Here is a 17,688-nt window from a genome sequence, read left to right as displayed (position 1 = left end):
CTGCGGGCCGCGGCCGCGGAATGCGGCGCGCACGGCCCGCGGTCGATCACTTCAATTCGGCGGCGAAATCTTCTTCCCAGTATTCGCCGGGCATCCGCGCGCTCGGGTCGTCGCCGCGCTCGATCTCGCGACGGCGCAGCTCGACGCGGCGGATCTTTCCCGAGATCGTCTTCGGCAACTCCGCGAACTGCAGGCGGCGGATGCGCTTGTACGGCGCGAGCTTCTCGCGCGAGAAACGGAAGATCTCCAGCGCGAGCGCCGGGCTTTCCTCGTAGCCCTGGCGCAGCATGACGAACGTCTTCGGCACCGACAGCCTCACGGGGTCGGGGCTCGGCACGACGGCCGCCTCGGCGATCGCCGGATGCTCGATCAGCACGCTCTCGAGCTCGAACGGGCTCAGCCGGTAGTCGGACGACTTGAACACGTCGTCCGCGCGGCCGATGTAGACGTAATAGCCGTCGTCGCGGCGCATCGCGATGTCGGACGTGCGGTAGTGGCCGTCGCGCATCGCGTGGGCCGTCGCATCGGGGTTGTTCGCGTAGCCGCTCATCAGCCCGACCGGGCGCGCGGCGTCGGCGCCGATGGGCAGCGCGACCTCCCCTTCGGTCACGGGGGCGCCGTCCGGGTCGAGCAGCGCGATCCGGTAGCCGGGCAGCGGCCGGCCCATCGAGCCCGCGACGACCGGCTGGCCCGGCGAGTTGCCGATCAGGCAGGTCGTCTCGGTCTGGCCGTAGCCGTCGCGGATCGCGATGCCCCACGCCTTCTTCACGCGCTCGATGATCTCGGGATTCAGCGGCTCGCCCGCGCCGACGATCTCGCGCAGCTTCACGTCGAACGACGCGAGCGGCTGCTGCACGAGCATGCGCCACACGGTCGGCGGCGCGCACAGCGTCGTCACCTGGTATTTGACGAGCGCATCGAGCACGACCTTCGGCTCGAAGCGCGCGTAGTTGAATGCGAACACGCAGGCCTGCGCGTTCCACGGCGCGAAGAAGCAGCTCCACGCGTGCTTCGCCCAGCCCGGCGAGCTGATGTTCCAGTGAATGTCGCCCGGCTGCAGGCCGACCCAGTACATCGTCGACAGATGGCCGACCGGGTAGGTGCGGTGCGTATGCTCGACGAGCTTCGGCTTCGACGTCGTGCCCGACGTGAAGTACAGCAGCATCGGATCGTTCGCGTGCGTGACGGCGTCCGGTTCGAACGCGGCGCTCGCCGCGTAGCCGTCGTTCATCGCGAGCCAGCCTTCGCGCGGCGCGCCGGCGACGATCTTCCGCGCGAGGCCGAGATCCGGCTGTTCGAATTTCGCGGTCTCGTTCTCGTCGACGATCGCGTATTTCGCGCCGCCGATCTGCACGCGGTCGCGCACGTCGTCGGGCGACAGTTGCGTGGTGGCGGGCAGCACGATCGCGCCGAGCTTCATCGCGGCGAGCATCGCGTCCCACAGTTCGACGCGGTTCGGCAGCATCAACAGGATCCGGTCGCCGCGCACGACGCCGATCGAGCGCAGCCAGTTCGCGATCCGCGACGAACGTTCGGACATCTGCGCGAACGAATACGGATCGCCCGTGCCGGTGGCCGCATCGACGATCCACAGCGCGGGCCGGTCGTTGCCGCGCGCCATCGGGTCGAAGTAGTCGAGCGCCCAGTTGAACGCATCGAGCGCCGGCCACGCGAAATCGCGGTATGCGGTGTCGTAGTCCGTGCGATGGCGCAGCAGAAAGTCGCGTGCGTCCAGGAATGCCTGTACCGTCATCGTGTCGTCTCCTGTCGGCCCACGTTAGCGCTTCAGCGCTTACGTGGGCCCCATGCCCTGCGCGGTCGGCCCACGTTGGCGCTTCAGCGCTTGCGCGGGCCCCATGCCTTGCGCGGTCGGCCCACGTTGGCGCTTCCGCGCCTGCGCGGGCCCCGTGCTTCGCGGTCGACCGGCGCACGCGCCGCGGCGCATGCCCGATCCCCTCCGATGCGGCGCACGGTCGCGTCATTGCGCGCCGCGTTCACCGCCCTGGCCTCCTCGTGTCCTGCATGATGTTTCGTCGGCGATGGCCGGCGCGACTCAAAGCTGTCGCGCGATCACCATCCGCTGCACTTCGCTCGTGCCTTCGTAGATCTGCGTGATGCGCGCGTCGCGGTAGTGACGCTCGACCTCGTAATCGACCAGATAACCGTAGCCGCCGTGGATCTGGATCGCGTCCGAGCACACGCGTTCGGCCATCTCGGACGCGTACAGCTTCGCCTGCGACGCTTCCGACAGGCACGGCAGCCCGGCCGTGCGCAGCTTCGCCGCGTGATGCACGAGCAGGCGCGCGGCGTTGATCTGCACGGCCATGTCGGCGAGCTTCTGCTGGATCGCCTGATGCTCGGCGATCGGCTTGCCGAACTGCACGCGCTCGCCTGCATAGCGGCGCGCCTTGTCGAACGCGGCGCGCGCGATGCCGAGCGCCTGCGCGGCGATGCCGATGCGTCCGCCCTCGAGATTCGACAGCGCGATCTTCAGCCCCTCGCCGCGCTGGCCGAGCAGGTTCTCTTCCGGAATCGCGCAGTTCTCGAACGTGATCGGGCACGTATCCGACGCGCGGATGCCCATCTTCTTTTCAGGCTTGCCGACGATGAAGCCCGGCGTATCGGTCGGCACCAGGAACGCCGAGATGCCGCGCTTGCCGGCCTCCGGGTCGGTCATGGCAAAAACGATCGCCACGCCCGCGCGCTGGCCGTTGGTCACGAACTGCTTCGCGCCGTTCAGCACCCATTTGCCGTCGCGCAGCTCCGCACGCGTGCGCAGGTTGTTCGCCTCGGAGCCGGCGTGCGGCTCGGTCAGGCAGAACGCGCCGATCACGCGGCCGGACGCCATGTCGGCCAGCCAGCGATCCTTCTGCGCGGGCGTGCCGAAGCCGAGGATCGGCCCGCAACCGACCGAGTTGTGCACGCTCATCATCGTCGCGCACGCCGCGTCGCCGGCGGCCACTTCCTCCATCGCCAGCGCGTAGGCCACGTAGTCCGTATACGAGCCGCCCAGCTCCTGCGGCACGATCATCCCGAGCAGGCCGAGTTCGCCGAGCTGCGCGACGATGGCGTCGGGCAGCTGCGCGTCGTGGTCCCACTGCGCGGCGTTCGGCGCCAGCATCTCGGTGGCGAACGCGCGCGCGGCATCGCGGATCATCCGCTGGTCTTCGGTGTAAAGCTCGTCCATGGTGCTGCTGTCTCCCGCGGCCGCCGGGCGCGACCGTCCTTGCGTTTCGATGCAACAAGTGTAGGCAAGCACGCCCGACTGTTCGATGCTCGCGTCGCTCATTTACACTGAGCGTTTTTGCCACACCGGCGGCACGGATGAAGCAGGAAGACAAGGGAACCGTCGCGATCAGCCTGGTCGCCTACAGCGTCGCGCTCGCCACCCGGCGCGGCGTCGAGGCCGAGCCGCTGCTCGCGCAGGCCGGCATCGCGCCCGCGCTGCTCGGGCAGCCTCGCGCACGCGTGTCCGCGCAACAATACGGCGCATTGTGGAACGCAATCGCGCGCACGCTCGACGACGAGTTTTTCGGGCAGGATCGCCACCCGATGCGCAGCGGCAGCTTCATCGCGATGAGCCAGGCCGCGCTGTCCGCGCGCGACGGCCTGCACGCGATGGCGCGCGCGGTGAACTTCATGCACTGCGTGCTCGACGACCTGCACGCGGAACTCGACGCGACCCCGCAGCGCGTGCGGCTGCGCTTCGTGCACCGCAACAACGGCGCAACGCCCGCGATGTTCACGTACGCGACCTATTTCATCATCGTCTACGGGCTCACCTGCTGGCTGATCGGGCGGCGCATTCCGCTGCTGCACGCGAGCTTCCGCTGCGACACGCCGCCGGCCGATCACGAATACCCGGCGATGTTCTGCGACGACATGCGTTTCAACGAGCCCGACTCGTATGTCGATTTCGATCCCGAATTCGCGACGCTGCCGGTCGTGCAGAACGCGAAGACGCTGAAGACGTTCCTGCGCAACGCGCCGGCCAGTTTCATCGTCAAGTACCGCAATCCGAACGCGCTCGCGCAGCGCGTGCGCGCGGTGCTGCGCGGCATGCCGCCCGCCGCGTGGCCGGGCGCGGGCGGGATGGCCGCGCGGCTGCACGTGGCCGAGGCCACGCTGCGGCGCAAACTGCACCAGGAAGGCCACGCGTACCAGTCGATCAAGGACACGCTGCGGCGCGATCTCGCATTCGAGGCGCTGGCCGACCCCGCGCGCACGATCGCCGACGTCGCGGCGGCGGCCGGCTTCGCCGAGCCGAGCGCGTTCTACCGCGCGTTTCGCAAATGGAGCGGGCGCAGCCCGGCCGACTATCGCGACGAAGTGCTCGCGCGGGGCGGCGGCGCCAGCTGACCCGGCCGGCGCTTCGCGCTTTCCGCCGAAACCGCCTAATCTTTAAGCATCGGGCCCACGCCCTTTCCGCAAGCCGGACGGCGCGCGGCCGCGCGCCGCCCGGACGTCCCGATGCTCGTTCACCGTCATGGGCCGCCGCCGGCGCCTGCCACGCCCGGCGGCCACCCTCGTCACCCGCTGTCCGCGCGGGTCGCGCGCGCCGCGCTGTTCGCGGCGCTGCTCGTCGTATGCGCCGCGGTCGCCGCGCCCCAGCCGGTCGAAGCGCCCGCCGATCGCCCGGTGGTCGTGATCCCCGTCAACGGCGCGATCGGGCCGGCCAGCGCCGATTTCATCGTCCGCTCGCTCGACCGCGCCGCGCGCCGTCACGCGCCGCTCGCGATCCTGCAGCTCGACACGCCCGGCGGCCTCGATACGTCGATGCGGCAGATCATCAAGGCCATCCTCGGCTCGCCCGTGCCGGTCGCCGCGTTCGTCGCGCCCGGCGGCGCGCGGGCCGCGAGCGCGGGCACCTACCTCGTCTACGCGAGCCACTTCGCGGCGATGGCGCCCGGCACCAATCTCGGCGCGGCGTCGCCCGTGCAGTTCGGCATCGGCGGCGCCGCGCCGCCGGGCGCGAACCCGGCCGCTCCGCGGGCGCCGGGCGCGGCGGGCGGGTCCGATGCGGCCGCCACGTCGGCCGCGCTGCCGAACGACACCCAGTCCACCGAGATCCGCAAGGCGACGCAGGACGCCGCCGCGTACATCCGCGGCCTCGCGCAGTTGCGCGGGCGCAATGCCGCGTGGGCCGAGCGGGCGGTGCGGGAAGCCGTCAGCCTGTCGGCGAACGAGGCGCGCGCGCAGCACGTCATCGACCTGATCGCGCAGGATCCCGACGACCTCGCGCGCCAGCTCGACGGCCGCACCGCCGTGACCGCCGCCGGCACGGTGCGGCTCGCGACCGCGCATGCGCCGCTCGTCGTGGTCGAGCCCGACTGGCGCAGCCGCTTCCTGGCCATCATTGCCGATCCGAACGTCGCGCTGATCCTGCTGACGATCGGCATCTACGGCCTCTTCTTCGAATTCGCGAACCCCGGCTTCGTGCTGCCGGGCGTCGTCGGCACGATCTGCCTGCTGGTGGGGCTGTTCGCGATGCAGTTGCTGCCGGTCAGCTATGCGGGGCTCGGCCTCGTGCTGCTCGGCCTCGGCTGCCTGGTGGCCGAGGCGTTCCTGCCGACCTTCGGCGTGCTCGGTTTCGGCGGCATCGTGTCGTTCACGATCGGCGCGCTGATGCTGATCGACACCGACGTGCCCGGCTACGGGATTCCGTGGCCCGTGATCGCGAGCCTCGCGCTCGGCGGCGGGCTGCTCGTCGCCGGCGTGTCGAGCGTCGCGCTGCGGGCGCGACGCCGCCCGGTCGTGACGGGCGCGGAGGCGATGGTCGGCAGCATCGGCGAAGTGCTCGACGACGGGCTGCTGGCCGACCAGCCGCACGGCGCGGGCGGCGTCGCGCCGTCCGCCGCCGGCTGGGCGCGCGTGCGCGGCGAGCGCTGGCGCGTCGCCAGCAATGCACCGCTCGCCGCGGGCTGCCGCGTGCGCGTCACCGGCCGCCAGGGGCTGCTGCTCACCGTCGCCCCGCTCTATGACGTGGCCGCGCAAGAACAACATCAAGGAGAGCCGTCATGATCGGCTACACGTTCGGCTTCAGCAGCGTCCTGATCGTCTTCGTCGCGGTGCTCGTCGCGTCGTCGATCCGCATCTTCCGCGAATACGAGCGCGGCGTGGTGTTCATGCTCGGCCGGTTCTGGAAGGTGAAGGGGCCGGGGCTCGTGCTGATCATCCCGATCGTCCAGCAGGTCGTGCGGATCGACCTGCGCACCGTCGTGTTCGACGTGCCCGCGCAGGACGTGATCACGCGCGACAACGTGTCGGTGAAGGTGAATGCGGTCGTGTATTTCCGCGTGGTCGATCCGGAGAAAGCCGTGATCCAGGTCGCGCGCTTCTTCGAGGCGACGAGCCAGCTCGCGCAGACGACGCTGCGCGCGGTGCTCGGCAAGCACGAACTCGACGCGCTGCTCGCCGAGCGCGAGCAGTTGAACGCCGACATCCAGAAGACGCTCGACGCGCAGACCGATGCATGGGGGATCAAGGTGTCGACGGTGGAAATCAAGCACGTCGACCTCAACGAAACGATGATCCGCGCGATCGCGCGGCAGGCCGAGGCCGAACGCGAGCGGCGCGCGAAGGTGATTCACGCGGAGGGCGAGCTGCAGGCGTCGGAAAAGCTGCTGCAGGCCGCGCAACGGCTCGCGCAGCAGCCGCAGGCGATGCAGCTGCGCTACCTGCAGACGCTGACGACGATCGCGGCGGACAAGAATTCGACGATCGTGTTTCCGCTGCCGATCGACCTGCTGGGGGTGTTGCTGGAGCGGTGGAACGGGAAGCGGGAGGGGTGAAGCGCGCGGGGCCCGGCCCGTGCGCTTCAACGCCCGTCGGGCGTCAGGCCAGCAGCTTGCGCTCGGTCTTGCCGTACTTGATCGACTTCTCGTCCGGAATCATCAGGCCCGTGTGCTCGTCGCGCCCCTGCAGCAGGAAGCGCGCGTCCGGGTTGCCGATCTGCCCGGCCGCGAGCTTGCTGTCCGCGCCGATCTCGCCCGTCTTCATCCGGTTGACGATCACGCCGGCCGCGGTGTCCTTGAAGTCGCGCAGCATCCACGCGTCGCCGTCGCTGTCGCCGAACACCAGCAGCGGGCCATAGCCCTTCTTCGACGCGAGGACGTTGCGGATGCCCACCGTCTTGCCGGGCCCCCAGTTGAAATGCCAGCCGGCCGGATAGGTGCTCGTGTACTTGCCGTCCTGCATGTCGAGACGCAGGCCGATCACGTTTTCCGGCGGCACGCCGTAGCCGTAGTTGGGATTGCCGGCGAATACGCGCACGACGTCGTCGAGCGACGCCGTGCTCACGTACACGTCGATGCCGTTCGCGCGCAGCGTATGCATCACCGCGCGGATTTCCTCGTGAATGCGGATGCCGTGAAAATGCGTGTCGGCCACCACGCCGGCCTTGCCCGGCAGCGCCTTCGGGCTCTCGTAGCGGACCTTGCGCAGCGCGTCGCCGATCCCGTAGTTGTTCGACGCTTCCGCCATCGCCTGCAACTCGGCGGTCGTCATGTTCTTGTAGAAGTAGAGGATCCACTTGTAGCCGATTTCGAGCGGATGCGTGTCGCAGATCGCGTCGTACATGAAGTACAGCTTCGCGCGGAAATCCTTGAACTGGTCGGTCTCGCGAATCTCGTCGAGGCTCTTGTCGCCGCCGAAGCCCTTGTAGTTCGCGTAAATCCAGCGGTAGTCGGATTCGACGTCGGCGGCGAGATCCTCCATCGTCACCGGCTTGCCGTCCACGGTCGTGTAATCCTTCATGAACGCGCCCTTCGGCACGTCCTTCCACATCACGCCGACGAATTCGTCCGGGGTCAGCCGGTACTGCAGATGATTGATCTGGTACATCAGCAACGCCTCTTCGCAGTCGTTCATGATGCACGTGTTGTCCCAGTCGAACACCGCGTACGGGCGGCGCTTGCCGTCGTAGCGAGCGCTCGCGACGCCATGCGCGTCGAGCACCGCCTGCAGACGCGCGGCGTTGAACGGCGACCAGCGGCCCGGGTCCAGCGCGTCCGGCGCGGATGCGCTTGCCGCGTCGGCCGTGCCGGCCTTGAGCATCAGCGACGTCGCGGCGGTCGCCGCGGCAAGGGTGTTCATGAACTGGCGGCGTTGCATGGTCTCTCTCCGTGAAATGTCGAATCGGCTTCGGGGCCGCCCCGCGCGCGATGCACCGGCACCGCCCGGCCGGGCGGCCTGGAACAGGGGGCGAATGATGTGACGAAATTATTTCGGCAATTTGACAGCGTCCCGCCGCGATACGACGCGAAGTTGATCCGGCGCGACCTGCCGGCCCGGCGCCGGAGCCGCCCGCACCGCCCTCCGGCCGATCCCGCCGGCCCGCACGCGCATGCGGCTTCCCCCCTCCCCGAGCGACGGAAACCTAGAGCGTCCCCTCCATTTCCCCCTTCCATTAGGAGAAATCCTCACCTTCGGGGGCTGGCGCGCCACGGCGAACCGGCTATGATAATTACATTGCTCAATGGCACATTAAATGCTGACTGAATAATTCGCGACACAACGGCGCGGATGCATTCCGGATCGGCACCCCGCCTTGAACCGGACCCGAGCCGCGCCGACGCGCAGGCGCGGGCCAACACATGGAGACGCATCATGGCCGACCGCCATTCGCTGCCGGAAGTCCACCTCGACGAATTGCCGCAGTTCCGCGCGGTCCAGCAGCTGGCTTACCGCTGTGTCGAAACCGTCGGCGCGATGCTCTACCCGGGCATCACCGAGAAGGAAGCCGCGCGCCTGCTGACCGAATGGCTGCAGGACAACGGCGTGCGCGACTGGCTGCACAAGCCGTTCGCCTGGTTCGGCGACCGCACCGCGTTCGCCGGCTTCTCGGGCCTCAGGCACATGGGCGGCTTCAATCTCGCGTTCTTCCCGGGCAATCGCCAGCTCGAAACCGACATGCCGGTGATCCTCGACGTCGCGCCCGTGCTCGACGGCATCGTCGCGGACGTCGGCTACGCGCACTGCCTCGGCCACAACCCGATCCTCGAACAACTGCAGGACGACCTGATGGACCATCGCGACCTGATCGTGCGGCTCGTGAAGGCGCGCCGCCCGATGGCCGAGGTCGCGCAGGAAGTCGACGCGCTGTGCCGCCGCCAGGGCGTCGAGCCGCGCCACAAGGCCTATCCGTTCAAGGTGCTCGCGCATCGCGTCGCGAAGATCCACACGCTGTCGAAGCCGCGCTTCGTCGCGCGCTTCGGGCTGAACGCGACGCGCAACCTGCTGCTCGACCAGGGCCGCGCGGCGAAGCAGCAGGGCTGGTCGCCGCTGTGGTCGATCGACCGCCGCTCCGAGCATGCGCCCGTCCCGGGCCTGTGGGCCGTCGAGCCGCACCTGGGCTTCGCCGGTGTCGGCGCGAAGTTCGAGGAGCTGCTCGTGATCACGGAAGACGACGCGTACTGGCTCGACGACGACCTGCCGCACGTGCGCCGCTGGCAGCACCGCCTGGCCGAACGCACGCAGGCCGCGGCGACCGTGCCGGCCGCCGCCTGACGCGCGCCCTTCTTCCTCCCGACTCCCTGAACGACGGACTCACGATGCAGCCTCTCTCCGACGAAGCGCCGCTGGCCCTGTTCGAATCGGTACACAGCGAGACGGCGGTCGCCTCCGGCGACCTGACGCTCGCGGTCAGGACCTGGGGCGACCCGGCCCGCCCGCCGGTCGTGCTGGTGCACGGCTATCCCGACGACAGCAGCGTCTGGCAGCACGTCGCGCCGCTGCTCGCGCGCAAGCACTACGTGATCGCGTACGACGTGCGCGGCGCGGGCCTGTCCGGCGCCCCGAAGCGCACGGCCGACTACCACCTCGCGAAGCTGACCGACGATTTCGTCGCGGTGATCGACGCGCTCTGCCCCGGCCGGGCCGTCCATCTGGTCGCGCACGACTGGGGCTCGATCCAGGGCTGGGAATTCGTCACCGATCCGCGCCTCGCCGGCCGCATCGCGTCGTACACGTCGTGCTCGGGGCCGTGCCTCGACCATGTCGGCTTCTGGCTGCGCGAACGCCTGCTGCGCCCGACGCCCGCGTCGCTCGCGAGGCTCGGCGGCCAGCTCGTGCGGTCGTGGTACGTGTACCTGTTTCACCTGCCGTTCATCCCCGAGCTCGGCTGGCGGCTGTGGCTCGGCCGCGCGTGGCCGCGCCTGCTGCGCCGGCTCGAGAAGACGCCCGCCGCGCCGCGCCCGACGCAGGCCGACGACGGCGCGCGCGGCGTGCGCCTCTATCGCGCGAACTTCATCCGCTGCCTGTTCACGCCGCGCGAGCGCCACGCGCATGCGCCGGTGCAGACGATCGTGCCGCTCGGCGACAAGTACGTGAGCCCCGCGTTGTCCGAGAACCTGTCGCGCTGGGTGCCGCAGTACTACCGCCGCGAAGTCGCGGCCGGCCACTGGCTGCCGCTCTCCGACCCGGCCCGCTTCGCGGGCCTCGCCGGAGAACTGATCGACGCGGTCGAATCGGGCAACGAACCGCCCGCGCTCGCGAACGCGCGCCGCCGCCCGACGAGCGGCCCGTTCAGCGGCAAGGTCGCGGTGGTGACCGGCGCGGGCAGCGGCATCGGCCGCTGCGCGGCGCTCGCGTTCGCCCGCGAAGGCGCGACGGTCGTCGCGTGCGACATCGATGCCGCGAGCGCCGAACGCACCGCGCTGCTGATCGGGCTGACCGGTGCGCAAGCGATCGCGAAACGCGTCGACGTCGGGTCCGCCGACGAGATGGAAGCGCTTGCGGCGTGGGTCGGCAGCGAACTCGGCGGCGCGGACGTCGTGATCAACAACGCGGGCATCGGCATGGCCGGCGGCATCCTCGACACGAGCACGCGGCACTGGGAACGCATCCTGCACGTGAACCTGTGGGGCGTGATTCACGGCTCGCGGCTGTTTGCGCGGCAGATGGCCGCGCGCGGCACTGGCGGCCACATCGTCAACACCGCGTCGGCCGCCGCGTTCGGGCCGTCGCGCGACCTGCCCGCCTATGCGACGACGAAGGCCGCCGTGCTGATGCTCAGCGAATGCATGCGCGCGGAACTCGCGGAGAAAGGCATCGGCGTGACGGCCGTATGCCCCGGCTTCGCGGAAACCGGAATCATGGCGTCGACGCAGTACGCGGGCGCCGACGCACGCGACGAGGCGCGGCTGCGCAAGCGCGCGACGAAGCTGTACCAGATGCGCGGACTGAAACCCGAAACCGTGGCGCAGGCGATGGTCGACGGCGTGCTGCGCAACCGCCCCGTCGTCGCGGTCGGCGGCGAGGCGCACGCGCTGCGCTTCGTCGGCCGCTTCATGCCGTGGCTGGGCCGGATGATCGCCCGCGTCAGCATGGCATCGCATTGACGGCGCACGCCGCCGCACAGGGAGACACGAATGACCGATACCGCCGACTATCACAAGATCAAGGCCCGGCACGTGAAGTTCGACTTCAGCGACACGCCGGTCACCTGGGTGCCGAACGACCCGGGCAGCACTCACATCATCAACACGCTGAACCTGCTGTTCCCGGAAGGCGAGCTGTGGTTCTGCCGCGTGTACAACAAGGCGCTGCCGCTGATCACCGACGCGCGCCTGCGCGACGAGGCCGAAGGCTTCCTGCGGCAGGAAGCCGTGCATTCGCGTTCGCACGGCGGCGTGCTCAAGCACTACTACGACCGGCACGGGATCGACACGAAGCCGTTCACGCAAAAGCTGAACCGGCTGTTCACGCGCGTGCTCGGCGAACAGCCGCTCGGGCTGAAGATCGGCCATACGCGTTTCTGGCTGCGGCAGCAGCTGGCCGTGATCGCGTCGCTCGAACATTTCTTCGGCTATCTCGGCAACTGGGTGCTCAACGCGCACGGGCTCGACGCAGGCAACGCCGACCCGACGATGGTCGACCTGCTGCGCTGGCACGGCGCCGAGGAAGTCGAGCACCGCACCGTCGCGTTCGACATCTACCGGCACATGGGCGGCACCTATCCGGAGCGCTGCCTGCACATGACGTTCGTGATCGTGCTGCTGCTCTACTACATCACGACGGGCGCGAAGTTCATGTACCGGCGCGACCCCGGCGCCGGCCGCTACCCGGGCTTCGTGCTCGCGTGGTGGCAAGGTTCGCGGCGCGGGCACCTGCCGTCGTTCTGGAAGGTGATCGGCGCGGCGCTGCGCTATTTCAAACCGGGCTATACGCCGCACCACGAAGGCTCGACCGAGCAGGCGCTCGCCTACCTCGCCCGCTCGCCGGCGGCGCAGGCGGCCGCGCACGGCGGCAACTGGGGCACGACGAAGGGCGCCTGACCGGATTTTCTGCCGGCCCGGCGGGCGTCGTCCGCCGAAATGCGTACAATCGCGGCTTCATTTCCCGGAGGTGCCGCGATGGCCATGAAGAAAACCGATCTCGAAAAGAACAAGGCGCTCAAGCTGACGCACGCGATGAAGCAGTCGGGCTCCGCGCGTTTCGGCAAAAGCGCCGACGATGCGGCCAAGCTCGACCGTCGCGCACAACGCAAGCTCGACCAGGAACAGGGCCTCGTGCCGTTCGCGTGCAAGCTCAACGCCGAGCTCGTCGAACAGCTCAAGGCGCGCGCGGCCACGCACCCGGAAGGGATGACGGGCCTGCTGTCCGAACTGCTCGTGAACGGGCTCGCGCAACGCGACGCATAACCCGTCTTATCTCAAAAACGCCGTTGACATTGCGGCGCTGCCAAGACACACTGCTCCGCATGCCCATGCTCAAGCCCAACGCCATCGCGACTACAAAACCGGTGAACGCCCATACGCGGCGATCACGGGGGGCGCTTGTGCGTTAGCATCGAGATTCAGTTACGCATGTCACAAGGCCTCGCCGGAAACGGACGAGGCCTTTTTTTCATGGAGCGCGTCGTCCCGCCCGGCTCAACGAACGGAGATGACGATGAACCATGCAAGCCGGCTGATGGTATGCCGCGACCGGTGCCGCACCGACGCGATCGCGTTGCCCAAGATCGAGATGCATTTCACGGTCGCGCCGCGCACGACGCTGACATGGCGCGCGCGGCACGACGCGGAGATCCGCGTGCACGGTGCGACGCTGTGGATCACACGGCTGAGCTGCGTCGACGATTTCCGGTTGCGCCCCGGCGACATGCTGCGCGTGCGACGTGGCGACCGCATCTGGATAGGCACCGACGACGACCGCCCGGCCGCGGCATCGATCACGACCGCGTACCCGATGAAACGCGGCGGGTGGCCGGCGCGCGCCCTCGCCCGGATGCGCGGCCTGCTGCGCGACCGATGGCGAAGTCGCGAATGACGAACGCATCGCCGCCCGGGTGTGCGGCCGCCACGTGAAGCACGTGAAGCGCGACGACGCCCTCAGCTTATCTCTAAAATTGTCGTTGACAACACCGCACCATCCGGAGAAACTCGTTCGCATGCCTACGTTCAAGCCCGTCGCGATCGCGATTCATTGCTCGATGAACATTCGAAAGAATGGTTCACGGGAGGCGCTTGTGCGTTAGCGATCGAGCAGTACCGCATGTCACACGAGGCCTCGCCGGAAACGGACGAGGCCTTTTTGTTGTCGTGCCCGTCGTCCATCCGGCTCACTGAATGGAGAAGACGATGGACCACGCAAGCCCGCTGTTTGACCGTCCCGACCGGCGCCGCGCCGGCGCGATCGCATTACCGACCGTCGTGATCCGTTTCGCGGTCGCGCCGCGCACGACGATGACGTGGCGCGCCCCGCGCGACGCGGAGATCCGCGCGCACGGCGCGGCGCTGTGGATCACGCGCCCGCCCGCCGTCGACGATTACCGGGTGCGGCCGGGCGACGTGCTGCGCATCGCGCGCGGCGAACGCATCTGGCTCGGCACGGAGGGCGACGTCGCCGCCGAAGCGTCGATCACGACGGCGTGGGTGACGCGCGGCGAGCGGTTCAGACGCACGCTCGCGCAAGTGCAACGTTTGCTTTTCGGCGCAGGGAGAAACAGCGGATGAACGACGCGCCGTCAGGCACGTCTCGCGCGGAACGGCCGCGACAGGAAACGGACGCACCCGCGGCGTTACGCGCCGCAGGTGCGCATCGAATGACGCGGCACGCGCCTGCGTGCCGCGAGCGATCGCGCGCCGTGCGCAGCGACCGGATGCAGCAGGTGCATCAGGTGCTGGCGGCGAGACGCGGGCCCGTGCTTCGGGGAGTGGATTCGAGGTCGGGGCGCTGCGCGGCCTGCGAGGTCACCCACGGATCGATGCCCTGTTTCTGCACCTCTTCGAGGAATGACACACGTGTGCGCCAGTAATCCGCCTGTAATTTCGCATCGATGACGCGCTGTTCGGCTGCGAACAGTTCCATGCGCGCCGTCACGAGCATCGATGCAGCGGTTTTTTCCGGCGTGGGGGCGTGTCGCATCGCCCAACGGCTGATCCAGTTCAACATGCTGACCTCCGTGATTACGGACGAACCCGCATCGGGCAATCGCAATCGGCCGTGCCTGCCCGAACGCGCAACGGCCTTGACCGCACTTCACCGCCTGCCTGCACGGACTGCGACTCCCCCGCGTCGGCAATGACCGGCCGGCGTGTGCATGTGCGGTGTATCTATCCTAGAAAGACTTGCCGGTTTATGCGATGGGGTCTTGCAATCTTTTACACAGAAACCACAGTCGCTCCCGTATCGCAACATGACAGTTGCGGACGGAACGGCTTCGGAGCAGGATAGCCCGATGCCTGCAACCGTCTGGACTGACGAATGGCCGCGCCCGCCGCGGCCATGCACAGGTGCGCCGCACGCGCACGGCGCGCACCGTGTCCGTTCAGCTTGAGGTCGCTCCGTTTCACCCGGATGTCATCGCGCATCCGTCACGCGCACCGCGGCCGGCGTGCCGTTGCGCACGCATCGGCACGTTGCGTTCGCGTGCCCCGCCTTTTCGTCCAATCCGCCATTTCCTCCGGCCCGCTTCGCCCGAACCGGTAAAATGCGCGCCTTCGCCGCGCGGCCGGGCTGCCAGACCGTTCGCGCGCAGGCAGCCGGGCTGCGCGATCGTACCCTTCAACTATATCGTCCGAGCTATCCGCGCTATTACAATCCGCCGATAGCCGGGCAATAGTGGCTGGTTACAGTAGGCCGGCCGCGCACTGCCTTTACAACAATTCGGCACAACAAGCAACACGACAACCCGACCGGAGAAACGCCTTCATGGAATCCATCAAGCGGTATTTCGGCTTCGCTGAAGCCGGCACCGACTTCCGCACCGAAATACTCGCGGGCGTCACCACGTTCCTGACGATGGCCTACATCATCTTCGTCAACCCCGCGATCCTCGGCGACGCCGGCATGCCGAAGGAATCCGTGTTCGTCGCGACCTGCCTCGTCGCGGCGCTGGCGTCGATCATCATGGGGCTGTACGCGAACTACCCGATCGCCTGCGCGCCCGGCATGGGCCTGAACGCGTATTTCGCGTACACGGTCGTCAAGGGCATGGGCTTCACGTGGCAGGCCGCGCTGGGCGCGGTGTTCATCTCCGGCTGCCTGTTCCTGCTCGTCACGCTGTTCCGCGTGCGCGAGGCGATCGTCAACGGCATTCCGAAATCGCTGCGGATCTCCATCACCGCGGGGATCGGCCTGTTCCTCGGCATCATCTCGCTGAAGACGTCGGGCGTGATCGTCGGCAACCCGGCCACGCTCGTCACGCTCGGCAACCTGCACAAGCACGACACGATCCTCGCGATCGTCGGCTTCTTCACGATCGTCACGCTCGACCACCTGCGCGTGCGCGGCGCGATCCTGATCGGCATCATCGGCGTCACCGTCCTGTCGTTCTTCTTCGGCGACAACCAGTTCCACGGCGTGTTCTCCGCGCCGCCGTCGATCGACGCGACGCTGTTCAAGCTCGACATCGGCGCCGCGCTGTCGACCGGCATCATCAACGTGATCCTCGTGTTCTTCCTGGTCGAGCTGTTCGATGCGACCGGCACGCTGATGGGCGTCGCGAACCGCGCGGGCCTGCTCGTCGAAGGCAAGATGAACCGCCTGAACAAGGCGCTGCTCGCCGACAGCACGGCGATCGTCGCGGGCTCGGTGCTCGGCACGTCGTCGACCACCGCGTACATCGAAAGCGCATCCGGCGTGCAGGCCGGCGGCCGCACCGGCATGACGGCCGTCACCGTCGCGGTGCTGTTCCTCGCGTGCCTGTTCATCGCGCCGCTCGCCGGCGTCGTGCCGGCCTACGCAACCGCGCCGGCACTGCTGTACGTGTCGTGCCTGATGCTGCGCGAGATGGTCGACGTGCCCTGGGACGATGCGACCGAAGCCGTGCCGGCCGCGCTCACCGCGCTGCTGATGCCGTTCACGTACTCGATCGCGAACGGCGTCGCGTTCGGCTTCATCTCGTACGGCGGCCTCAAGCTGCTGACGGGCCAGGCTCGCACGGTCAAGCCGATCGTGTGGATCATCGCGGCCGTGTTCCTGTTCCGCTTCTTCTATCTCGGCAGCGAGTGACGGCTGCGCGTCGCGCAACCCACGATGAAACGACGCCACCTTCGGGTGGCGTCGTCGTTTCCGGACGATGTCCGTTGCGTGCGCTCCTCGCGAGCCGGCGGCGTCGGTCATGCCGCGCGCCCGCACGGCGCGCATGTGAAAATGCCGCCCGGCCCCGCCGAACGGCATCGCGTGCAAGCCAGGGTCTTCGCAGGCGCGGCGCCCGGCGGCGCGCCGGAAGACGGACGTCGTGCCGTCGTCAGCGCCAGTTCGCCTCGTAGAAGCGGACGTAGCCGCTGCGCAGCGTCACGCATTGCGCGCGCGTCTCGGACAGCAAGCGCCGTGCGGCCGCCTCGATGCGCTCGCGGTGCTGGTCGAATGCGCCGACCATGTCCTCGAAGCGCGGCGACGCCGCACCGAAGTGGTCTTCCAGCGCCTCGGCGGTGATCTGACATTGAACGCGCTCGCCATTGACCAATGCCGTGAATCCGAGCATCAGGTCGCGCCCCGAATACTCGGGCTTCTCGTTCGTGAAATGGATCTGCATGGGAGCCGCCTCGACCGGTGGAAAACGAATGACCGCGTCCGTCGTCCGCTGCCGGCCGGACGAAACGTACGCGGGCTCGCCGGCGGAGGCCCGGCCCGCGGGGTGATGGCGCGGGACGTGCATGCCGGTTGATTTCCACTTTAGACGGTTTCGCGCAGGAGACAAAATTTCCGGCGTGCGGCGTTCCGACGCGCATTTCATCAGATCAGCGCGGCATCCGGCACCGATTCGGAAAGCGGCGTCAGTGCGGATCGGTCGGCCAGACGTTGAGCGCGATCGCAGCCGTCGTGGCGCCTACCGCGATCGCGGCCGCCCCGTATCGCACCGCGTCGGTCAGATCGAACAGCAGCCCGTGGATCGCCACGGCGATGCCGCCCAGCATGATGAAGGTGGCGATGGCCGCCAGCACGACTCTCAGTTCCGTCCGAACCATGATGCGTCTCCCGAACGGATGCATGTCGCGTCGCATGCATGTTGCAATGCGGAACACGGCGCGTGCGTGCTCCATTTCCATCATTGCAGGCGGGTATTTAAAAGCAAGGGGATTTTGTACGCGGTCGCGCGCCGGGCGCGGCGCTTGTATGATGATGCGTACCCGGAGGGTGGAATTTCGCACGTCGACGCCACGTCGCAAGCGGCGCATCGAATCCGCAGACGGTTTCGGCAAAGCGGCGTCGAACACACCGGGGCACGAACTGTGCCGATCG

Annotated in this window: 16 protein-coding genes; 10 read left to right on the top strand and 6 right to left on the bottom strand. The window is 68.4% G+C overall.

Going from position 1 to position 17,688, the window contains the following annotated elements:
- Positions 1 to 46: 46 nt before the first annotated feature.
- Both GQ56_RS0111320 and GQ56_RS0111315 read right to left on the bottom strand, forming a co-directional pair.
- Complete coding sequence (locus GQ56_RS0111320; RefSeq protein WP_031398760.1) at positions 47 to 1,753, bottom strand: AMP-binding protein; 1,707 nt, start codon at positions 1,751 to 1,753, stop codon at positions 47 to 49.
- 300 nt (positions 1,754 to 2,053) lie between these two features.
- Positions 2,054 to 3,187 (bottom strand): acyl-CoA dehydrogenase family protein, encoded by a 1,134-nt coding sequence (locus GQ56_RS0111315; RefSeq protein ID WP_031398759.1) that lies wholly within the window; start codon positions 3,185 to 3,187, stop codon positions 2,054 to 2,056.
- 137 nt (positions 3,188 to 3,324) lie between these two features.
- Here GQ56_RS0111315 and GQ56_RS0111310 point away from each other — a divergent pair, with 137 nt between their 5' ends.
- From GQ56_RS0111310 to GQ56_RS0111300, 3 genes are all read left to right on the top strand, one after another.
- Entirely contained in the window at positions 3,325 to 4,359 is a 1,035-nt protein-coding gene (locus GQ56_RS0111310) for an AraC family transcriptional regulator (protein ID WP_031398758.1), read from the top strand.
- 111 nt (positions 4,360 to 4,470) lie between these two features.
- Entirely contained in the window at positions 4,471 to 6,021 is a 1,551-nt protein-coding gene (locus GQ56_RS0111305) for an NfeD family protein (protein WP_031398757.1), read from the top strand.
- Entirely contained in the window at positions 6,018 to 6,791 is a 774-nt protein-coding gene (locus tag GQ56_RS0111300; RefSeq protein ID WP_031398756.1) for a slipin family protein, read from the top strand. Before GQ56_RS0111305 ends, GQ56_RS0111300 begins: the two co-directional genes overlap by 4 nt.
- A 43-nt stretch (positions 6,792 to 6,834) precedes the next feature.
- On the opposite strand, the gene GQ56_RS0111295 is transcribed toward GQ56_RS0111300, so the two are convergent.
- Positions 6,835 to 8,112 (bottom strand): HAD family hydrolase, encoded by a 1,278-nt coding sequence (locus GQ56_RS0111295; RefSeq protein ID WP_031398755.1) that lies wholly within the window; start codon positions 8,110 to 8,112, stop codon positions 6,835 to 6,837.
- Between the two features lie 495 nt (positions 8,113 to 8,607).
- Between GQ56_RS0111295 and GQ56_RS0111290 the strand changes: the two genes are divergently transcribed.
- The 6 genes from GQ56_RS0111290 (at position 8,608) to GQ56_RS0111265 (ending at position 13,955) form a co-directional block, all read left to right on the top strand.
- Positions 8,608 to 9,507 (top strand): M24 family metallopeptidase, encoded by a 900-nt coding sequence (locus tag GQ56_RS0111290; RefSeq protein ID WP_031398754.1) that lies wholly within the window; start codon positions 8,608 to 8,610, stop codon positions 9,505 to 9,507.
- A 44-nt stretch (positions 9,508 to 9,551) separates the two neighbouring features.
- Positions 9,552 to 11,339 carry an SDR family oxidoreductase gene (locus GQ56_RS0111285; protein ID WP_031398753.1) on the top strand — a complete coding sequence of 596 codons (1,788 nt, stop codon included), beginning with the start codon at positions 9,552 to 9,554 and terminating at the stop codon, positions 11,337 to 11,339.
- Between the two features lie 30 nt (positions 11,340 to 11,369).
- Positions 11,370 to 12,275: a metal-dependent hydrolase gene (locus GQ56_RS0111280; protein ID WP_031398752.1), complete on the top strand. Its 906-nt coding sequence runs from the start codon at positions 11,370 to 11,372 to the stop codon at positions 12,273 to 12,275.
- A 78-nt stretch (positions 12,276 to 12,353) separates the two neighbouring features.
- Positions 12,354 to 12,641: a hypothetical protein gene (locus GQ56_RS0111275; RefSeq protein ID WP_031398751.1), complete on the top strand. Its 288-nt coding sequence runs from the start codon at positions 12,354 to 12,356 to the stop codon at positions 12,639 to 12,641.
- Positions 12,642 to 12,891: 250 nt separating this feature from the next.
- Entirely contained in the window at positions 12,892 to 13,269 is a 378-nt protein-coding gene (locus GQ56_RS0111270; RefSeq protein ID WP_031398750.1) for a DUF2917 domain-containing protein, read from the top strand.
- 311 nt (positions 13,270 to 13,580) lie between these two features.
- Positions 13,581 to 13,955 (top strand): DUF2917 domain-containing protein, encoded by a 375-nt coding sequence (locus GQ56_RS0111265; protein WP_031398749.1) that lies wholly within the window; start codon positions 13,581 to 13,583, stop codon positions 13,953 to 13,955.
- Between the two features lie 160 nt (positions 13,956 to 14,115).
- Here GQ56_RS0111265 and GQ56_RS0111255 read toward each other — a convergent pair whose 3' ends face one another.
- Positions 14,116 to 14,394 (bottom strand): hypothetical protein, encoded by a 279-nt coding sequence (locus GQ56_RS0111255; protein WP_011354312.1) that lies wholly within the window; start codon positions 14,392 to 14,394, stop codon positions 14,116 to 14,118.
- A 759-nt stretch (positions 14,395 to 15,153) separates the two neighbouring features.
- Between GQ56_RS0111255 and GQ56_RS0111245 the strand changes: the two genes are divergently transcribed.
- A complete protein-coding gene (locus GQ56_RS0111245) occupies positions 15,154 to 16,455 on the top strand; it encodes an NCS2 family permease (RefSeq protein WP_031398748.1) in 1,302 nt (433 codons plus the stop codon).
- A 238-nt stretch (positions 16,456 to 16,693) separates the two neighbouring features.
- Here GQ56_RS0111245 and GQ56_RS0111240 read toward each other — a convergent pair whose 3' ends face one another.
- Positions 16,694 to 16,981 carry a DUF1488 family protein gene (locus GQ56_RS0111240; RefSeq protein WP_006486743.1) on the bottom strand — a complete coding sequence of 96 codons (288 nt, stop codon included), beginning with the start codon at positions 16,979 to 16,981 and terminating at the stop codon, positions 16,694 to 16,696.
- Between the two features lie 241 nt (positions 16,982 to 17,222).
- Positions 17,223 to 17,498, bottom strand: coding sequence for a DUF2964 family protein (locus GQ56_RS47040; RefSeq protein ID WP_240674446.1), 276 nt, complete (start codon positions 17,496 to 17,498; stop codon positions 17,223 to 17,225).
- Positions 17,499 to 17,688 lie beyond the last annotated feature (190 nt).

It is taken from the genome of Burkholderia paludis (assembly GCF_000732615.1).
GTDB classification, from domain to species: Bacteria; Pseudomonadota; Gammaproteobacteria; order Burkholderiales; family Burkholderiaceae; genus Burkholderia; species Burkholderia paludis.
The sequence above is the reverse complement of the archived record's forward strand: the minus strand, read 5'-3'. Positions and strand labels throughout refer to the sequence as shown.